The organism is Maridesulfovibrio sp. (assembly GCF_963678865.1).
GTDB lineage: Bacteria > Desulfobacterota > Desulfovibrionia > Desulfovibrionales > Desulfovibrionaceae > Maridesulfovibrio.
Map to the genome: position 1 here is coordinate 3,730,870 of NZ_OY787459.1, position 16,416 is coordinate 3,747,285.

General features: G+C 47.9%; 13 protein-coding genes. 3 read left to right on the forward strand and 10 right to left on the reverse strand.

The genetic code is table 11. The annotated features are described in order from the left end of the window. Positions 1 to 149: 149 nt before the first annotated feature. The 3 genes from ACKU41_RS17025 to ACKU41_RS17035 all read right to left on the reverse strand — a co-directional run bounded on the left by ACKU41_RS17025 (position 150) and on the right by ACKU41_RS17035 (position 4,293). On the reverse strand, positions 150 to 2,216 hold the full coding sequence (locus ACKU41_RS17025) for a methyl-accepting chemotaxis protein (protein ID WP_321402460.1): 2,067 nt from the start codon (positions 2,214 to 2,216) through the stop codon (positions 150 to 152). Positions 2,217 to 2,346: 130 nt separating this feature from the next. Further along, positions 2,347 to 2,667, reverse strand: coding sequence for a hypothetical protein (locus tag ACKU41_RS17030; RefSeq protein ID WP_321402462.1), 321 nt, complete (start codon positions 2,665 to 2,667; stop codon positions 2,347 to 2,349). 15 nt (positions 2,668 to 2,682) lie between these two features. Beyond that, entirely contained in the window at positions 2,683 to 4,293 is a 1,611-nt protein-coding gene (locus ACKU41_RS17035) for an aminotransferase class I/II-fold pyridoxal phosphate-dependent enzyme (protein WP_321402464.1), read from the reverse strand. Between the two features lie 320 nt (positions 4,294 to 4,613). On the opposite strand from ACKU41_RS17035, the gene ACKU41_RS17040 reads away from it, so the two are divergent. Next, complete coding sequence (locus tag ACKU41_RS17040) at positions 4,614 to 5,087, forward strand: ferritin family protein (RefSeq protein WP_319778738.1); 474 nt, start codon at positions 4,614 to 4,616, stop codon at positions 5,085 to 5,087. 79 nt (positions 5,088 to 5,166) lie between these two features. Here the strand turns inward: ACKU41_RS17040 and ACKU41_RS17045 are convergent, their stop codons facing one another. The 4 genes from ACKU41_RS17045 to hslV form a co-directional block, all read right to left on the reverse strand. Continuing rightward, entirely contained in the window at positions 5,167 to 6,753 is a 1,587-nt protein-coding gene (locus tag ACKU41_RS17045) for a flagellar hook-basal body complex protein (RefSeq protein ID WP_321402466.1), read from the reverse strand. Between the two features lie 244 nt (positions 6,754 to 6,997). Next, positions 6,998 to 7,723 (reverse strand): tetratricopeptide repeat protein, encoded by a 726-nt coding sequence (locus ACKU41_RS17050; protein ID WP_319778741.1) that lies wholly within the window; start codon positions 7,721 to 7,723, stop codon positions 6,998 to 7,000. A 200-nt stretch (positions 7,724 to 7,923) separates the two neighbouring features. Then, positions 7,924 to 9,300 (reverse strand): ATP-dependent protease ATPase subunit HslU, encoded by a 1,377-nt coding sequence (hslU, locus tag ACKU41_RS17055; protein WP_319778742.1) that lies wholly within the window; start codon positions 9,298 to 9,300, stop codon positions 7,924 to 7,926. A gap of 17 nt (positions 9,301 to 9,317) precedes the next feature. Further along, positions 9,318 to 9,857 (reverse strand): ATP-dependent protease subunit HslV, encoded by a 540-nt coding sequence (hslV, locus tag ACKU41_RS17060; protein WP_321402468.1) that lies wholly within the window; start codon positions 9,855 to 9,857, stop codon positions 9,318 to 9,320. A gap of 254 nt (positions 9,858 to 10,111) precedes the next feature. Between hslV and ACKU41_RS17065 the strand changes: the two genes are divergently transcribed. Both ACKU41_RS17065 and ACKU41_RS17070 read left to right on the forward strand, forming a co-directional pair. Continuing rightward, positions 10,112 to 10,900: a hypothetical protein gene (locus ACKU41_RS17065; RefSeq protein WP_321402472.1), complete on the forward strand. Its 789-nt coding sequence runs from the start codon at positions 10,112 to 10,114 to the stop codon at positions 10,898 to 10,900. A 194-nt stretch (positions 10,901 to 11,094) separates the two neighbouring features. Beyond that, positions 11,095 to 11,877: a hypothetical protein gene (locus tag ACKU41_RS17070; protein WP_321402474.1), complete on the forward strand. Its 783-nt coding sequence runs from the start codon at positions 11,095 to 11,097 to the stop codon at positions 11,875 to 11,877. Between the two features lie 104 nt (positions 11,878 to 11,981). Here the strand turns inward: ACKU41_RS17070 and ACKU41_RS17075 are convergent, their stop codons facing one another. From ACKU41_RS17075 to ACKU41_RS17085, 3 genes are all read right to left on the reverse strand, one after another. Continuing rightward, the gene (locus ACKU41_RS17075; RefSeq protein ID WP_321405266.1) at positions 11,982 to 13,775 is read right to left on the reverse strand and encodes a chloride channel protein; all 1,794 of its coding nucleotides are present in this window, start codon (positions 13,773 to 13,775) and stop codon (positions 11,982 to 11,984) included. Positions 13,776 to 13,795: 20 nt separating this feature from the next. Beyond that, positions 13,796 to 14,782, reverse strand: coding sequence for a bifunctional riboflavin kinase/FAD synthetase (locus tag ACKU41_RS17080; protein ID WP_321402476.1), 987 nt, complete (start codon positions 14,780 to 14,782; stop codon positions 13,796 to 13,798). A 160-nt stretch (positions 14,783 to 14,942) separates the two neighbouring features. After that, complete coding sequence (locus ACKU41_RS17085; protein ID WP_321402478.1) at positions 14,943 to 16,415, reverse strand: M48 family metalloprotease; 1,473 nt, start codon at positions 16,413 to 16,415, stop codon at positions 14,943 to 14,945. Between the last annotated feature and the right edge of the window lies 1 nt (position 16,416).

Genomic DNA, 16,416 nt, shown 5'->3' on the forward strand with positions numbered 1-16,416 from the left:
ATTAATAGCAATAAATACTAGTGGTTATGGTGATTTTATGTGTTTGCTATTTTTTGAATGATTATACAACCAACAGGTTTCGAAAAAAAGAAGCCCCCCGATAGGTATGCTACCGGGGGGCTTAAAGTCGATTGAATCTGGTGGAATTGCTAGAGTTTGAACCTGTCCATCATATCTTTTAGTGACCGTGCCTGTTGATCAAGATCTTTTACAGCCTCTTCCAACTGACGGGAGCTTTCAAGGTTCTGCTCTCCGGCTTGTTTGATGGAACCCAGCGCTACTGCCACCTGATCCAGTCCGGCCAGCTGTTCCTGACTGGAAGCAGCAATCTGCGCTGATGACTGGGCGGACTGATTGATGACCGTACTCAGGTTGAGGATAGCTTCTCCTGTCTGTGAAGATAACGCAGCTCCTGTTTCAACAGCCTTGCCGCCCTGCTCGGTAATCATGACCGCAGAGCTGGTGGCTTTCTGAATGTCCGCGAGGATGGACTGAATCTGGGCGACCGATTGTTTGGACTGGTCTGAAAGGTTCCTGATCTCACGTGCAACCACGGTGAATCCGCGTCCTTCCTCCCCTGCCTTGGAAGCCTCGATGGAGGCGTTTACAGCCAGAATGTTGGACTGGTCAGCCAGATCGTTGACTACATAAATAATGTTGCCGATGTGCTGAGACTGTTCTGAGAGTTTAACAATGGACTGGGCAATCGTGTCCATCTGGGTACGGATATCTTTCATGCCTGAAGAAGCGTCTTCCGCAGCTTTTTGGCCCTGTCTGGAAGTGGATACGGCCTTACGGGCCACGTCAGCCACCTGACGCGATTTTTCATTGGAAAGGTGGGCAGTCTGTTTTACTTCTTCTACTGTGGCATTTGTTTCGGCTACGGCACTGGCTGTTTCCGCGGCACTGGCTGTGAGTTCAGCGGAAGCCGCTGAAATCTGGCTCAGTGATGAAGACAGTGTGCGTACAGCTTCATTAATTCTCTGATTATCACTTTTAAGGTTTTCAACCATGACTTCCAGAGCCTTGCCGATGGTGTCTTTTTCAGAGCGGGCTTTCACTTGTACGGTAAGGTCAGAATCAGCAACTCTTTGCATTGTGTCGGCCATTAACTTGAGAGAATCATTCATTTTGTTGAATGCTCGGGCCAGTGAGCCAAGTTCATCCTTACGGTCAGTGCCTTTGATCTCTCCAGTCATATCTCCTTCGGCAATGCGATATGCGGCATCAACAACCTTACGCAGGGGGCGGGTGATATCACGTCCAACCATTGCGACAGCAATAACTCCGAGAGTGAAGGCGATTAATCCGAAAATATAGGTGTTCAGGATGGCATTGTCGTTACGGGCCTGCAGGGAGGGACCGAGCTTTTCCTGATCTGAAATGACGGATAATTTTGCCTGATCAATGAGTGTGGCCAATTGGGGACCCATGGCATCCAACTCAGAGCTGAGCAGTTTGTCGCGGGTTGCCGTCTGGGAAAAGAGTTCCCCTAATCCTATGCTGTATATTTTCTTTGCTTCTATTATTTCGTTGAGCAGTTCCAGATTCTTCTTTTTTAAGAGAGAGCTGAGCTGAACAAGTTCTTCGTTGACCTCATTCATTTCCGCTATGGCTCTTTCCTTGTGTGCCTCTGAACTTTTATCGATGAATTTAGTGGTATACAGTCTGCCGAGGACCAGATGGCGAACTCCTTTGGCACAATGATAGAGGGCCGCCGCGTTATTCTGTGATTTTCCAATATTGTTGATAATGCGCTCGAAGTTTTGTTCCATCAGGTCGCCTGCAGGTACCAGTACCGTGAACGCCTGTTTGTCCCGTTCTTTTTGAGCCTTAGCCACTTCGGCAAAGCTGGCATCGTAATCAGTGAGCAGTGTGTTTATCTCTTTAATGAGTCTGGACCGTCCTTCTGAAGCCAGTTCCTTTTCAGCTTTTTCAAGCAGGGGAAATATTTTTTTGGCATTGTCAAAGTACTTGCGGCTGTATTTGTCCTCACCGGTTATGATATAGTCTTTGACCTGATTTCTTCCCTGCAGAATACCGGCCTGAATCTTCCCAATGAGGTTTGAATCTTTGGCGAAGTCCCGGTAGTCGGTAAAGCCTGAGGATGAATCCTTCAGCGCCATCAGAGATTCAAAGCTTACGATCCCGAAAAGAAGAAATACAACTATAAAGCTGGAGAATATTTTTTGTCCGACAGTAAATCGTTTAAGCATGGCGCAGAAATCCTTTAGTTGGGTTGAAATTAATCAGAGGCAGTACTTCTTTATTGAAGCACTGCCCGTATTTGGGTCTGCTATTACGCCAGAGAATAGCAACTTGCAAGATGCGTGGAGTCCAGCCGAATTAGTCGGAGTAGTTGGAATCGCAGAATTCGTTACATTTGGATTCGACATTCTGTATCATCTGCATGCAATCCTCCTGCATCATGTTTTGATCAATTTTCATGCGTACACTTTCGCACGCCATGCGGCATTCTTTGGCCGATTTGTATGGAGCAAGCGTGATTTCAGAATATTTCGCGCATAGCGAGTCCTGAGTTCCGCAGAATTCTTCCGTGGAAAGGGAGCGGCAGAAGGAGCTGACATCCTGCATGCTGGTCGGGTGTCCTGAACATCCGGAGATCATAAGTAGAAGCAGTCCGGTAAAAAGTATTTTTTTCAGCATTTATTCCTCCGATGGTTACAATATGTTTTTCATGGCCGCGAGAAACATGCGGTTACGAGAGTTGTTGCCGATTGAGACCGTAAGCAGGTCCGAAAGTCCGAATTTATTCAGTTCCCGCAACTTGAAACCATGATCCAGCATTTTGGAGTGCAGTTCCTTTGCCGGAATGGGGGCGCTGAACATGATGAAATTGCTTTGGCTGGAGTAGACTGTGCAGCCCAGTTCTTCCAGTCCGTTATGGACACGTTCGCGTCCTCTTATTATCAGGGCTATGGTGGAGTAGTAAAATTCATTGTGGTTAAGGGCCGCCAGACCTGCGCCTATGTTCAGCGGGCTGATGGGAGCCGGGAGTCTGGATTCCTCGAATTGTTCTGCCCGTTCACTGTTCATCAGTGCATATCCTAGCCTTACCCCTTTTAATCCGAAGGACCAGGAGAAGCTGCGCAAGATGACCAGATTGGGTGCTTTTGTCAGGAAATTGACCATGGAGTAGTCATCTTCCGGCCATGAGAATTCCACGGACCTTTCGTCAACTATGAGCAGGGTCCTTTCCGGCAGCAGGTTTGACATTGTTGCGAGTTCTTCTGCCGGAAGACCGTACCCCGAAGGGATGTCTGGGTTGGTTATAATGATTGCGGCAGTATTATTGTTGGCGGTTTTTACCAGTCTGTCCAGCGGAGGGCTGAAGTTGCGTCCTCTTGGCAGGCGCAGCAGTTCAACTCCGCAAAGGGCGGCAACACTGCTGTATTCAGGGAGTCCGTGTTCGTAACTGAGCACGTGGTCGACACCCGGTATGGCGGAAAGTCGCAGAGTCAGATCCAGGATTTCGACCGCGCCTTCAGCCAGAAGCACACATTCTTCCGGTACGTCATGCTGTTTGGCAAGTCCGAACCTAAGGCTGTCTGCGGAGCCGTTTTCAAAGGCGCTGCAGTTGTTGGCCATATTTACAATGGCGTTTGATACGGCCTTGGAAACACCAAGCGGGTTGGAATTGCTGGCAAGGTCGATCTCTTTTTTAATGCCGTATTTCTTACGGAATGCAGCAGGGGTGAGCCGTGTTACGGGGTGGGGTGCGGAATTTTTAATTTCCGGTTCCGGCTCTTCTTCTGCAGAGAGGGCTTCCGGTTCGGTGACAGGTTCCTGAACGGGTATGGGTTCAGGGTCCGGTTCCGGTTCGGGGTCCGGCACCGTTTCTTGGATATTTTGGGTTTCAGTTTCTACTGCTGCAGGCGCTGGTCCGGGTTTGGAGTACATTTCCAGCGGCAGGGTTATAATGCGAATGTCGTAGTCGTTGCTGAGGGTAGCGTTACTGACCATCTCGTTAAGCTTGTCAAACGAGTCTATGATGATATTCAGAAGGTCGTTGCTGAGCTGGATTTCATTTTTATATACTTGATCAAGGACCTTTCCGATTTTGCCCGAGACCATACTGATATTGGTCAGTTCAAGCAGAGAAGCACTTTCTTTGAGGGAAATCAGTATCCCGTATACCTGCGCAACAGACGCTGCGGAGGGCGAGGCGCTTTTTTCCATCTGTATGAGCTCATTTTCAATCTGATCCAGCTTATCCAGAGATTGTTCAACAAAATTTTGCAGGGCAACATCTTCGTGCAAATCGTCAGTCATTTTTTTCCCCTTGGGCGAATGTATTTGAATCTGTTCCGGTTATAGTAAATTTAATTTTTACGTAAGCCTGAGTTTTTATCTTAAAAGGCAATTATGCAATTTTCCAGAGGGCAAAGCTATTATCTTTTATATTCTCGAATTGAAAAAATGGCAAAGGTTCATCCTGAAGAATATAACTTATTGCGGTTGCGCTTTTGGCAACTCTGGTTAATATTAAATGTTAATGACCATCTGTTTGCAGAGATTCGGCTGATTTGTCCAAGATAAATCATAAGAAAAATTGATTTCAATAAGACGTTTTTAATTAATGAGGTGTACAAATGGTTACTTTTTTCAGTGCTAATGAAGTGGCTGAACTTGCCATGCGCATTGAGCAGAAAGGTCAGGCTTTTTATTTGCTGGCCGCAGATGAAGCAAAAGATCCCGCTGCAAAGGAATTTTTCGAATTTTTTGCCGAGGAAGAATCCCGGCATGAGGTCTTTTTCCGTGATATGCGTGACCGTATCGGCTCCATCGAGATTCCCCCGGGAAGCGATTATGAAGAATATACCCAGTATGTAATGGCCCTTGTGGACTCCCACGATGTATTCAATTTTGACTACACCGAGGCTTTCAAAGACGAAGCTTTCAGCTTTGAGCAGGCTGTCCGTGCGGCTATGCGTTTTGAAAAGGACACCATCCTTCTCTTTAGCGAGTTGAAAAGAATGGTTCCTGACACTGAGCGTAAATTTGTTGAAGAATGTATTGATGAAGAACGCAAACACCTGCGCATGCTGGCTGAAAAACTCAGCTAGCAGTCAGGTTCATAGAACTTTAAAGGCCCTCTCCGGTTGCAGCGGAGAGGGCCTTTAAAGTTCTTAGTGAAAATAAAGATTATTTTTTGATTCCCAGAGCTGTATTTATCAGTGAATCAGTTGTGGTAATGCCTTTGGAGTTGGCCTGAAATCCTCGCTGGGTCAGGATCATCGAGGCAAATTCTTCCGCCAGATCCACGTTTGAAGTTTCAAGGCTGTTGCTTACCACCGATCCGAGCCCTTCTTTTCGGGCTACACCTTGAATGGCATCGCCTGAATCCTGAGTTGCACTGAAGTAATTTGAACCCTCGCGGCGCAGCCCGAATTCATTTTTAAAGTTGTACAGATTCACCTGATAAAGGTCCTGAGTCATTCCGTTGGAGAAAAGGGCACTCAGGATTCCGTCGGAATTGAAAGATACATTCTGGAGGTAACCTTCACCGAATCCGTCCTGCGACTGGCTGATAGTTGAGGATGATCCGTAGTAATCAGTCGTGGCAAGGGCGTTTAGCTTGCCGTCATTCATGCTCGGCAGGGCAGAAGCGTTACTGCCTATATCTGCTGCGGTCAGCCCGGAGGTGGACCATGAATCAGTACCGGAAGTAATGCCCATATCAAGGGATATGGTCTGGGATTTTGCACTCCCGATCGCTCCGGAGAGTGTTGCGTTGAAAGTCGGTTGTCCATTGCTGTTCAGGGGTGCCTGTTCCCAGTTACTGAGGTCTTTGCCGTCAGTGGCTCCTGCTGCAAGGGTGAATGCGCTCTGGTCGAGCAGGGTGCCGTCGCCGGAGAAGGTGAGGGTACCGGTCATAAGCAGCCCGGCCCCGGAAGATCCGGCCAGAGAACCGGAGTCACTTCCCGGAGGAACGGTTACAATATATTCCCAGTAGCGTTTATCCGAGCTGTCGCCATCATTAACTACCTTGTCAAAATAGACGATCAGGTCATGCTTGTTTCCGTTGTCATCGTATATTTGTATTGAGCTGTTGTATGCAAATTTATCAGCAGTAAGCGGAGTATCGCTGGTGCCGTCCCATTCCTGAAGCAGGGAGAAGAAAGGAGATTCGTCATTGCTGCTGTTGTCCTGCTCCCCGGAATCAAGGTTGGTACGCATGCTTACTGAGTCAGTACCCTTGGGGTCGGATTTTACAACTCTTATTGTGTTGCCGTAGGTATCGGTTTCATTTTTCATGGGCAGGACGATATCCTGTGAAGTAGAGCCGATATTGCCGTCCTGGTCTATTGAATATCCTTGCAGTCTATTGCTGTGGCTGTCCACGAGTCGTCCGTTTTGATCAAAATGGAAGTTGCCTGCACGGGTGTAGTAGCTGGTGTTTGTGCTTGGAGCGGCCACACGGAAAAAACCCTGACCGCCGATGGCTATATCAGTGCTTGAGGAGCTTGATTCAAAAGATCCTTCTTTGAAATTAATTCTGGTGGCAGCAACCCTTGAGCCCAGACCTATCTGTCCGGCCAGATTTGCTCCTCCTGAAACTATTCCGGAGTTGGCCTTGCCCGAGTTCTGGCTGGCAAGAGTCTCGAGAAATGTATCGCCGCTTTTGTAAGCAAGGGTGTTGACGTTGGCGAGGTTTGCGCCGATCTGCTGCATCAACATACCGTGCGACTTAACGCCTGTAGCAGCTGTATATAATGAGCTGAAACCCATGAGTAAACTCCTTGAACACGGTGCGGCATTTATAGTGACTCCGCCAGCACCTGTTTAACCTGTGGCCCGGCATAAAAATCCGGTCACCAGTACTTAAGCAAGGCGCGTGCCTAAAGTTTGTGTTGAGTAATATCAATGGTTTGTAGTGTATGTTCAGGTATGAGGGCGGAAAAAAAGTCCTCCTTAATATTAAGTTAGGAAGGACTTCATGTCGTTGGTGCCGGGTATGGGGTAAATTTTAGAATCAGAGAGATTTTTTTTTGCTCAGGTGCTTCTTAAGCTTCATGGCGGGAGCTGAGTCTGGATTGATGGCAAGGCATTTTTTAGCGTTTTTCATAGCACCTTTGCGGTCACCTTTCTCGTAAAGGCAGCGGGCTATATTGAAATATATATTTTCGTCGTCATCGGTAAGTCCCACTGCTCTGGAATAAAAATTGACTGCCTCATCAAACAGTTTATTTTTGCGCAGGGATATGCCGAAGTCATTAAAAAGATGTTTATGGCGTTGTTCAAATGCTGCATCCAGATCAATCAACCTGCTGAACACGTCCGTAGCTTTGTCTGCTTCATTGCGATCAAGATAACAGAGGCCGATTCCGAAGTTGGCGCGGATGTTTTCTTCATCAATGTTCAAAGCCTTGCCGTATTCCATTTCAGCAGTGAAAGTGTTGCCCTCCTGACGATGGCGGTCTGCTTTTGCGAGCGTTCTATTGAGTTCCTGAATGGCCGGAAATACAGTAGATATATAAAGTTCCACCTCAGGGGTGAATGATTCCAGCAGCTCTTCTTTGCTTATAATCTGCTCTTCGCCTGCAGGGACATTGTTTTCATTGAGCACGCGCAAGCCGATCTCGCCGTTGTCCTTTTCTTCAGCAAAATACAGGAAAGATTGGATTACCTTTCTCTTGGTTGTTCCTGTTCCGATTTCCTGTATTAATTTTGTGGAAAACGTGCCCTTGATTTTGGGCATGGATGAGGCACTTGCAGTCATGTCGGTTGTTTATTCTTTTCTTCTGTATTAGAATATATTGTTAAAGTTTTTTATTATCATCTTTTTTGAGGGGCATAGCACATATCCTGATGAGTCTCAATTTTAAAAAAACAGAATAAAGCGGGGTTGTGTTACAACTACCCCGCTTTATTGTTAATTGAATGTGTATCTAAAGTTGATTACAGAATATATCTTGAAAGATCCCTGTCTTCAGTTACATCCTGCAGTTTTTCCTGCACGTATTCCTTATCAATAACAATAGAGTCTCCGGAGCGGTCCGGCGCATCAAAGGAGAGGTCGGAGAGAATTTTTTCCATGATGGTGTAAAGCCTTCTGGCTCCGATATTCTCAGTTTCCTCATTGAATTTCTGGGCATTGAAAGCCACTTCTTCAAGGGCTTCGCGACTGAAGTCTACGGTCAGGTTTTCTGTTTCCAGAAGAGCTTTATATTGAACTGTCAGGGCATTTTGCGGTTCGGTAAGGATTCGGTAGAAATCGTCCTTATCAAGGGAGGTGAGTTCCACGCGCAGGGGAAAGCGGCCCTGCAGTTCGGGGATAAGATCAGATGGCTTGGCGTAACTGAACGCACCCGCGGAAATGAACAGGATGTGGTCTGTCTTGACCATGCCGTATTTGGTATTGACCACACAGCCTTCAACCACTGGCAGCAGATCGCGTTGAACTCCTTCGCGGGAGACATTTGCGGAACCTCCGCCTTCCTGATTACCTGCGATTTTATCAATCTCGTCCAAAAAGAGGATTCCGCTCTGTTCAACACGTTCCCGGGCCAGCTCCGCCACGTTGTCCATATCGATGAGCTTGTCAGATTCCTGCTGGATGAGGATCTCATATGCTTCACGGATGTTGACTTTGCGCATTTTCTTTTTGCCGGGAAACATCTTGCCGATCATGTCATTGACCTGCATGCCCATGTCTTCCATACCGGGCATGGACATGATTTCCACACCGCCGCCCTGTACGGTAACCTCTATTTCCACTTCGCGGTCATCAAGTTTGCCTTCACGCCACATCTTGCGGAATTTTTCACGGGTGGAAGACTGGTCTATTGCAGGCTGTTCCTGCTGCTGTTCTTCCGGTGCTGCGGGATTGAAGAATCCCATGCCCGGTTGTTTGGATTTGGAAGAAGGGAGCAGCAGGTCAAGCAGGGCGTTTTCTGCGTGTTTTTCTGCCTTTACTTTTACTTTTTCCATCTCTTCCTTGCGCACAAGGTTGATGCCGATTTCCATCAGGTCGCGGACCATGGATTCAACATCACGTCCCACGTAACCGACTTCAGTGAATTTGGTGGCTTCAACCTTGAAGAAAGGGCATCCGGCAAGCTTGGCCAGCCGGCGGGCGATTTCAGTTTTACCCACTCCTGTGGGTCCCATCATGATGATGTTCTTGGGTGCGATTTCTTCCCGCAGTTCCGGGGGAAGCTGCTGACGCCGCCAGCGGTTACGCATGGCAATTGCAACCATCCGTTTGGCATCGGACTGGCCGATGATGAATTTATCCAGTTCAGAAACAATTTCTCTAGGTGTAAGATTACTCATTTTCAGGCTCGCGGGATTTATTTTTCAAGGGTTTTGAGAACAAAATGGTCGTTGGTGTATACACAGATTTCACTGGCGATTTCCATGGATTTCCGGGCGATTTCCGCAGCAGGCATATCTGTATTGCGTATTAACGCACGGGCAGCAGAAAGAGCAAAGGACCCGCCGGAACCGATAGAGGCTACACCGTCGTCAGGTTCAATTACATCACCGTTACCACTGATTATCAGTATGTGTTCGGCATCGGCGACCATGATCATTGCTTCCAGTTTGCGCAGGAATTTATCGGTACGCCAGTCGGTAGCCATTTCGACGGCAGAGCGCACAAGGTTTCCGGAGTAGGTTTTCAGCTTTTTTTCAAAGCGTTCGAAAAGGGTAAAAGCGTCGGCGGTTGCTCCGGCGAATCCGGCGATAACCTGATCATTATAAAGGGTACGGACTTTGACCGCTGAGTGTTTCATTACCACAGCCTGACCCATGGTGACCTGACCGTCACCGATCATGGCAGTGCCTTTGTCATCCTTGATGGCCAGAATGGTTGTTCCTCTCATTTCCATATTTATCTCCTGATTCTATTCAATATGACAAATTGAGTTCAATTTGTTCATGAATTCAATAAGTACGCCGAGGGATATTTATTCATAGCGGCGTGTAATTTTTAATTACCAGAACATAATACCTATGGTGGGTATGGCAAGGGGGCGTCAAAAATCTTCTTTTTTAAACCTAAAGATAAGTTAATTTATGCCGATAATAATATAGCCGCACGATAGTGACTATCTAAGTAAACATATACAAGTTGAGGGACGTCATGAGAATCGGTGAAGCTTCGGGCTTTAAATTTAGTCTGGCCAATATGAAGCAGGAAGAGGCTGTTGAAGAAGAAAATTCAACACATCAACCGGAGGTTGAAAAAGAACCGCAGGGGCATACTTTCTCTCAGCGCAATATGATGGCAGACAGTTTCGTTAAGCAGGGTCGTGAGGAGTCCCGGTATATCACCGGGTTATTGACTTCTTACAAGGTGGCTGAGCAATTCCGCAGTCAGATGCAGACTGTTACGAATATTTTTAATGATGATGCTAATGTGCTGTCTGCTGATATGCCCCTGAATTATCAATTAATGGATCTTGCCCCAATGGAGGCCGAACATTTAGCCAAGGAGCAGGCAGAGAATTATACTAAGGAAAAGCTCGAAGAAAAGATTGAAGCTGAGCGTAAGGAAAAGGAAAAAGAACAGGAAGAAAAGGACGAGCAAAAGATTGAAGAAAAGCTCATGCCCGACGGTTCCAAGCAGGTTTTGGAAGCTGATCCTGATCCGGAGGTGCTTACTGAGGAAATCGCGGAGAAAGTGGAAGAGGCTACTGAAGCCGAAGGTGATAAGATATTAAAAGGCAATGAGCAGACTGAACCTCAGACAGACGCCGGGATTGTTCAAGCTGCTGAGCAGGTAAGTACTGTGGCGGCTGCAAGTACTATTGCACCGGAAGGTGATAAAAAAGTCGAACTGACCGGAGAATCTATTCAGACAGTGGAAGGTGGTAGTACTTCTGTTGGTATGGTCCCTCCACCGGGTACTTATGTTGACGAGATTGTTTAGGTAAATTTATTACAATGAAATCAAAAGCTCCCTCCTGCAAACGCAAGAGGGAGCTTTTTAAAGTTATGACAATTTATGGTTTGAAACGGCGTTGGCAACCTTTTCAACCTAAAGAAATATTAATTTATGCCGAAAATAACATTGATACGCGATTAATTTTATAAATTAAATTATATAACCACACGAGGCGAACCATGAGAATCGGTGAATCTTCGGGTTTTAAATTTAATATTTTTGATATGAAGCCGACTGCTGAGGAGGAAAACTCGACACATCAGCAAGCCGTTCCCCAAGAGAGTCAGGGGCATTCGTTCTCGACCCGTAATATGATGGCGGGTAATTTCGTTCAGCGTGACCGCGAAGAATCACGCTATATTAACGGGTTGATGACTTCTTATGCGGTAGCAGATCAATTCCGTACACAGATGCAGACGGTGCTCGATTCTGCTAAGTTTGAGGCTAGTCTTGTTTCAGCTGCTTCACCGGAAAATTATGCTGAGCTGATGCTGGTAGGCATGAAAGCTGAAAGGGCGGCAAAAGAGAAAGCAGAGGATTACGCCGGAGAAAAGCTGGAAGAGAAGCTGGAACAGGAGCGTAAGGAAGAGGAAAAAGAACAGGACCAGAAGGTCGAGGAAAAGCTCGAAGAAAAGCTCATGCCCGAAGGGGCCAAGCAGGTTCTGGATGCTGACCCGACTCCGGAAGAATTGATGGAAGAGATTGCAGAGAAAGCTGAAGAAGCAACTGAATCTCGAGGTGATAAAGTTCTTAAAGGTGATGAGCCGGAAGAAGGGCAGACAGTCTCTGGAAATGTTCAGGCTGCTGAGCAGGTCAGTTCACTGTCGGCTGGCAGTGCGGTTTATGCTGAAAGTGGCAGGAATGTGGAGTCGACAGGAAATTCTATCAAGACAGTGGAAGGCGGTAGTACTTCTGTTGGTACGGTCCCTCCACCGGGTACTTATGTTGACGAGATTGTTTAGGTAAATTTATTACAATGAAATCAAAAGCTCCCTCCTGCAAACGCAAGAGGGAGCTTTTTAAAGTTATGATAATTTATGGTTTGAAACGGCGTTGGCAACCTTTCTTATTCCGCGGCTTCCCTTAATTCTTTAACAGACAAGGCGTAAGCGCGGAACACGTTTTCCCTGTTCAGGATACCGATGATCCGGTTGGGATCTTCCTCGCTGACAACCGGTATCTGCCCGTAGTCTGTATCTACAAATTTAAGCAGGGCGGTGTAGAGGTCATCATCCGCTTTGAGGGTCGCCGGTTTGGTGGCGAGATCCTTGGCAAGGATGAGGTCAAAGAGGTCCGGGTTGAAGAGGTGGTTACGGACATTCTGGATGGTCAGTATTCCGGTGATAACACCTTCTTCATTTTTAACCGGGAAATAAAGTTCGTTGGTGTTGGCGATGATATCGGTCAACGCCTTGAGCGTGGTTCCTTCCTCGAGTGTGGTTACGCGTCCAGGTTTGTAGTGGGTATCCACATGCAGCCCTTCAAGGATGTTGATGGTCTTGTCCTCGATATGGGCAGGCGAATCGAATTTACTTTCAACCTGATGCTCGTAGAGGGAGAAGTTTCTGCCCAGTACGATGCACAGCGCGGAGGCCAGCATGAGCGGGGCCAGCAACCCGTAGCCCTGTGTGAGTTCGCAGACCATGATCAGCGGACCGATGGGGGCTTTTGCCACCCCGGCAAAAAATGCGGCCATTCCGACCAGTACATATCCTCCGGGCTGGGTGACGATGTCCGGGTAATATTTCCCGGCAATCTGGCCTACAATTCCGCCGGAAAGGCCGCCGACGAAGAGCGCGGGGGCAAACATACCGCCGGACATACCGGAACCGATGGTCATGGAGGTGGCAACGGTTTTTCCGATTACAATGGCGATCATCATCATGAGCGGGATTTCACCCATGATGGCCATTTCCAGCCAGCCATAGCCCCCGGTGAGGACCTGCGGGAAAAACATCCCCATGATCCCCATCATCAGACCGCCGAGAGCGGTAGCCCACATGAGGCCGACCCGGTCCCTGATCTGGTTGAACACGGAATATTTGATGAAGCGGAAAGTGCGGATATACATCCATCCCGCCAAGGTGCATGCAAAGGCCAGAATTACATAAAAGATCAGTTCCCGAGGGTCGTGAAAGACAAAACGCGGAATGCCGAATATCGGTTCCGTGCCGTAGAAAAGAGTGAACAGGGAATAGGATACTACCGAAGATATAACCGAGGGCAGGATTGCTTCGGATTCAAAGTCTTCGCGGTAGATTACTTCAATAGCGGTGAGTGCTCCTCCCAGCGGGGCGCGAAAAATAGCTCCGAGGCCGCCGGCAGCACCGGAAAGAAGCAGAATACGCCGTTCCTTGGTGGAGAGCTTTAGTTTCTGGGCCAGCCATGAGCCTACCCCGGCTCCCATCTGGGTGATAGGACCTTCGCGACCGGCACTACCCCCGGTGGAGATAGTAAATACAGAAGTCAGTCCTTTAATAATAGGCACGATCGGACGCATAAGTCCGCTGCCCTGATGGAAACATTTGATGGTGGCATCGGTGCCGTCGGTGCCGCCGGAGATTGTTTCCGGGATAAATTTGTTGACCAGCCACCCGGTGACCAGCCCGACTATTGTCAGGCATACGGGTATAGTCCATGTCCTCAACTGTTCACCGGGAGGGCCGTGAAACAACTCCTCACCCTCAGGGGCAGGAAGGGAAAGACCGGCCAACTGGCTTATGAAAAAATGTTTACCCAGTTCTACCGCACCGAAAAAAAGGACGGCCACAATGCCGGAAAGTATACCTACTACGACACCCAGTATCAGCCAGCGAAAATGGCTGATATTACGATAGGAGCGGACAAGGTCTTTCCACATATTGATACTGAGAAAAGGGCTCACTGTTCTGCTCCTGATTCTGATTCACTAAGGTGAAGTCCGGGACGGACCTGAGACTCCGGGTATGAAAGAATTTCTCTGGCAAGTCCGATGTCAACGGCGATACGGTCTTTCAGTTCGTCCAGCCCGTTGAATTTTTTTTCTGAACGGATGCGCTGGATGAAATGAACCCGAATGTCTTTGCCGTAAATATCTTCGGAAAAATCAAGGATGTGTGCTTCAACAGACAGAGCTTCGTTTCCAAAGGTGGGATTTTTGCCGATATTTGCAACTCCGGGCAGGACTTTACCTTCCACTTCCACCCGAATGGCGTAAACACCTTTTTTAGGAAAGAGTTCGTCTTCAAGCTTGATATTGGCAGTGGGAAAGCCGAGCAGTCTTCCGCCCCTGTTCATGCCGTGGACCACTTCGCCGCGAACCTGATAGAAGCGGCCCAGAAGAGGGCGCACATCCCAGACATTACCTTCGCTGACCAGATCACGGATACGCGAAGAACTGACCACCGCATCATTAATGATCACCGGGTCTAGGCGTTCAACACCGTAAGCATATTTCTTGCCCAGTTTCATAATGGTCTCGTAATTACCGCTGCGGCCTTTGCCCAGCGCATAATCGTAACCCACAACCATCTCTTTCATGTTCAGGGGGGTGATAAGGTATTGTTGAATGAATTCTTCAGGGGAAAGGGCGGCCATTTCTTTGGTAAAATTCAGGGCCAGAATGATGTCAGGCTTGTGCAGAGCTATGAGTTCGAGTTTTTGTGAGGTCAGGGTGATGAAGGGCGGGGTTTTCCTGTTTACCAGTACCCTTAATGGATGGGGGTCAAAAGTTACTACCACACTTGCAAGACCGTTGGCTTTGGCTTTTCTGCAGGTGCTGCTGATCAGCCGCTGGTGGCCTTTATGAACCCCGTCAAAGTTTCCGATGGTTACACATGTGCCTTGGTCAGGCTTAACTATTTCACTTATTGATTTTGCGATTATCATATTCGCTTCACTTTATTTATTGGCGTAAGATTGTAGAAACGAAAACCAGTACATCAAAATCATATATCATTCAAGGTGTCCGTTTCGGGCAGAATAAATTTATGTGTAGATAAAAACTGTCAAAACAGCTTGTTAGCCTCTGTCGGTCCCAGTTCTGCAATTAGTTGTCATTTTTGCCGTCTTTTTCGGAAGGATCTTCCGGAGGCTTGGGATTGATAGTCTGTTGAAGTTTTTTTAGCTCTTCCCGTTGTTTTTGGGTTTTAGCCAGCCCTTCGGCTTTGCGTAGGTGAAACTGGGCCTGCTTCATGTCGTGACCGTAGAGGGCGGCATAAGCTAATTGGGTGTGAGCCTGAAAATAGTGACCGGATTCTCCGAGCATGCGCCCAAGATGGTAATGGATTTCCTGATCATGGGGGACCATTTCCGCTACTCTGCGCATGGTCAGGATCGCCTGTTTGTAATTTTTGCGGGAACCCTCAATGCGGGCTATAAAATACAGGGTCATGGCATCTGTGGGGTCACGAAGGTAAGCCTCGCGCAAAAGCGGGGAAGCCTTATCCATTTTTCCGGTATTAAAATAAAAACGGCCTTCTTCACGCAGGATAAGGGTTTCTCCGGGGCAAAGTTCGTTAGCTTTGTTGAATTCCTGTTCAGCCTTCAGGTTCCGCTTCATGCGGGAGTAAACAATGCCCATGCCCAGATGGTCAAGGCAGGTCCTTTTGTTTTCAGGGATGGCTTTGTAGTAGGCCAGCGCAACATCAGTTGAAGTCAGCCTGGACCTGATCAGGGTCTGGACTTTGAAGAATTCTGCATCATCATCTCGGCGTCTGAAATATTCCGGGGGCATGCGTTTGAACCTGTCCTCAAGATAGCCGATACGAACATCAAGACCCGGGTGGGTAGACAGGTATGTGGGGATATTCGTGCTGCTCATATGCCACTGGCGTTGTCTCATGACTTTGAAACCGTCGACCATTCTTTCCGGATTGTAGCCTGCTGCAATCAGATAGTTCATCCCCAGATGGTCGGCTTCGCGTTCGTTTTCCTGGGTATAGCTAAGGTAGGCTCCCTGCGCGCCTCCCATGGAGCCCATGGCAACAGCTTGCCCGAGGTTCCCCATGTTTCCGCCGCCTCCGGCTATGCCGATAAGCATTCCGGCAAGAGTTCCGAGCATGCTGGCCATATTGACCATTTTCATTTTTTCAATACGCCGGGCAGCATGGCGCAAGGTTACGTGTGCGAGTTCGTGGCCGATAACTGCGGCAAGTTCACTCTCATGTTTCATGTTCAGAATAAGCCCGGTGTAGACATAAACATAGCCGCCAGGCACAGCAAAAGCATTCATGGAGCTGTTGCGGATTACTCTGGCTTTAATGGGAAAAGGTTGGGGAGGGATATGTTCCGCCACTCTGGCGACCAATCTTTTTACGTATCCGTCAATCTGGGGGTCGAGGATAATGGGCAGCCTGCTGCGGACCATCTTATCAAATTCTTTACCTAGTTTGATTTCATCTTTTACTGTGAAATCACCGAAGAGGGAATTTGCTGTAGCCTGCGGGGTAATCCAGAAACTGAAAAAAAAGATCAGAGTCAGTGCTGTAGTTCGAAGGATAATTTTGTTTCTGAAATTCATT

Bases quoted from the DNA above. Each gene is read 5' to 3' on its own strand.
- ACKU41_RS17025 (WP_321402460.1), bottom strand. From the start codon at position 2,216: ATGCTTAAACGATTTACTGTCGGACAAAAAATATTCTCCAGCTTTATA.
- ACKU41_RS17030 (WP_321402462.1), bottom strand. From the start codon at position 2,667: ATGCTGAAAAAAATACTTTTTACCGGACTGCTTCTACTTATGATCTCC.
- ACKU41_RS17035 (WP_321402464.1), bottom strand. From the start codon at position 4,293: ATGACTGACGATTTGCACGAAGATGTTGCCCTGCAAAATTTTGTTGAA.
- ACKU41_RS17040 (WP_319778738.1), top strand. From the start codon at position 4,614: ATGGTTACTTTTTTCAGTGCTAATGAAGTGGCTGAACTTGCCATGCGC.
- ACKU41_RS17045 (WP_321402466.1), bottom strand. From the start codon at position 6,753: ATGGGTTTCAGCTCATTATATACAGCTGCTACAGGCGTTAAGTCGCAC.
- ACKU41_RS17050 (WP_319778741.1), bottom strand. From the start codon at position 7,723: ATGCCCAAAATCAAGGGCACGTTTTCCACAAAATTAATACAGGAAATC.
- hslU (WP_319778742.1), bottom strand. From the start codon at position 9,300: ATGAGTAATCTTACACCTAGAGAAATTGTTTCTGAACTGGATAAATTC.
- hslV (WP_321402468.1), bottom strand. From the start codon at position 9,857: ATGGAAATGAGAGGAACAACCATTCTGGCCATCAAGGATGACAAAGGC.
- ACKU41_RS17065 (WP_321402472.1), top strand. From the start codon at position 10,112: ATGAGAATCGGTGAAGCTTCGGGCTTTAAATTTAGTCTGGCCAATATG.
- ACKU41_RS17070 (WP_321402474.1), top strand. From the start codon at position 11,095: ATGAGAATCGGTGAATCTTCGGGTTTTAAATTTAATATTTTTGATATG.
- ACKU41_RS17075 (WP_321405266.1), bottom strand. From the start codon at position 13,775: ATGTGGAAAGACCTTGTCCGCTCCTATCGTAATATCAGCCATTTTCGC.
- ACKU41_RS17080 (WP_321402476.1), bottom strand. From the start codon at position 14,782: ATGATAATCGCAAAATCAATAAGTGAAATAGTTAAGCCTGACCAAGGC.
- ACKU41_RS17085 (WP_321402478.1), bottom strand. From the start codon at position 16,415: ATGAATTTCAGAAACAAAATTATCCTTCGAACTACAGCACTGACTCTG.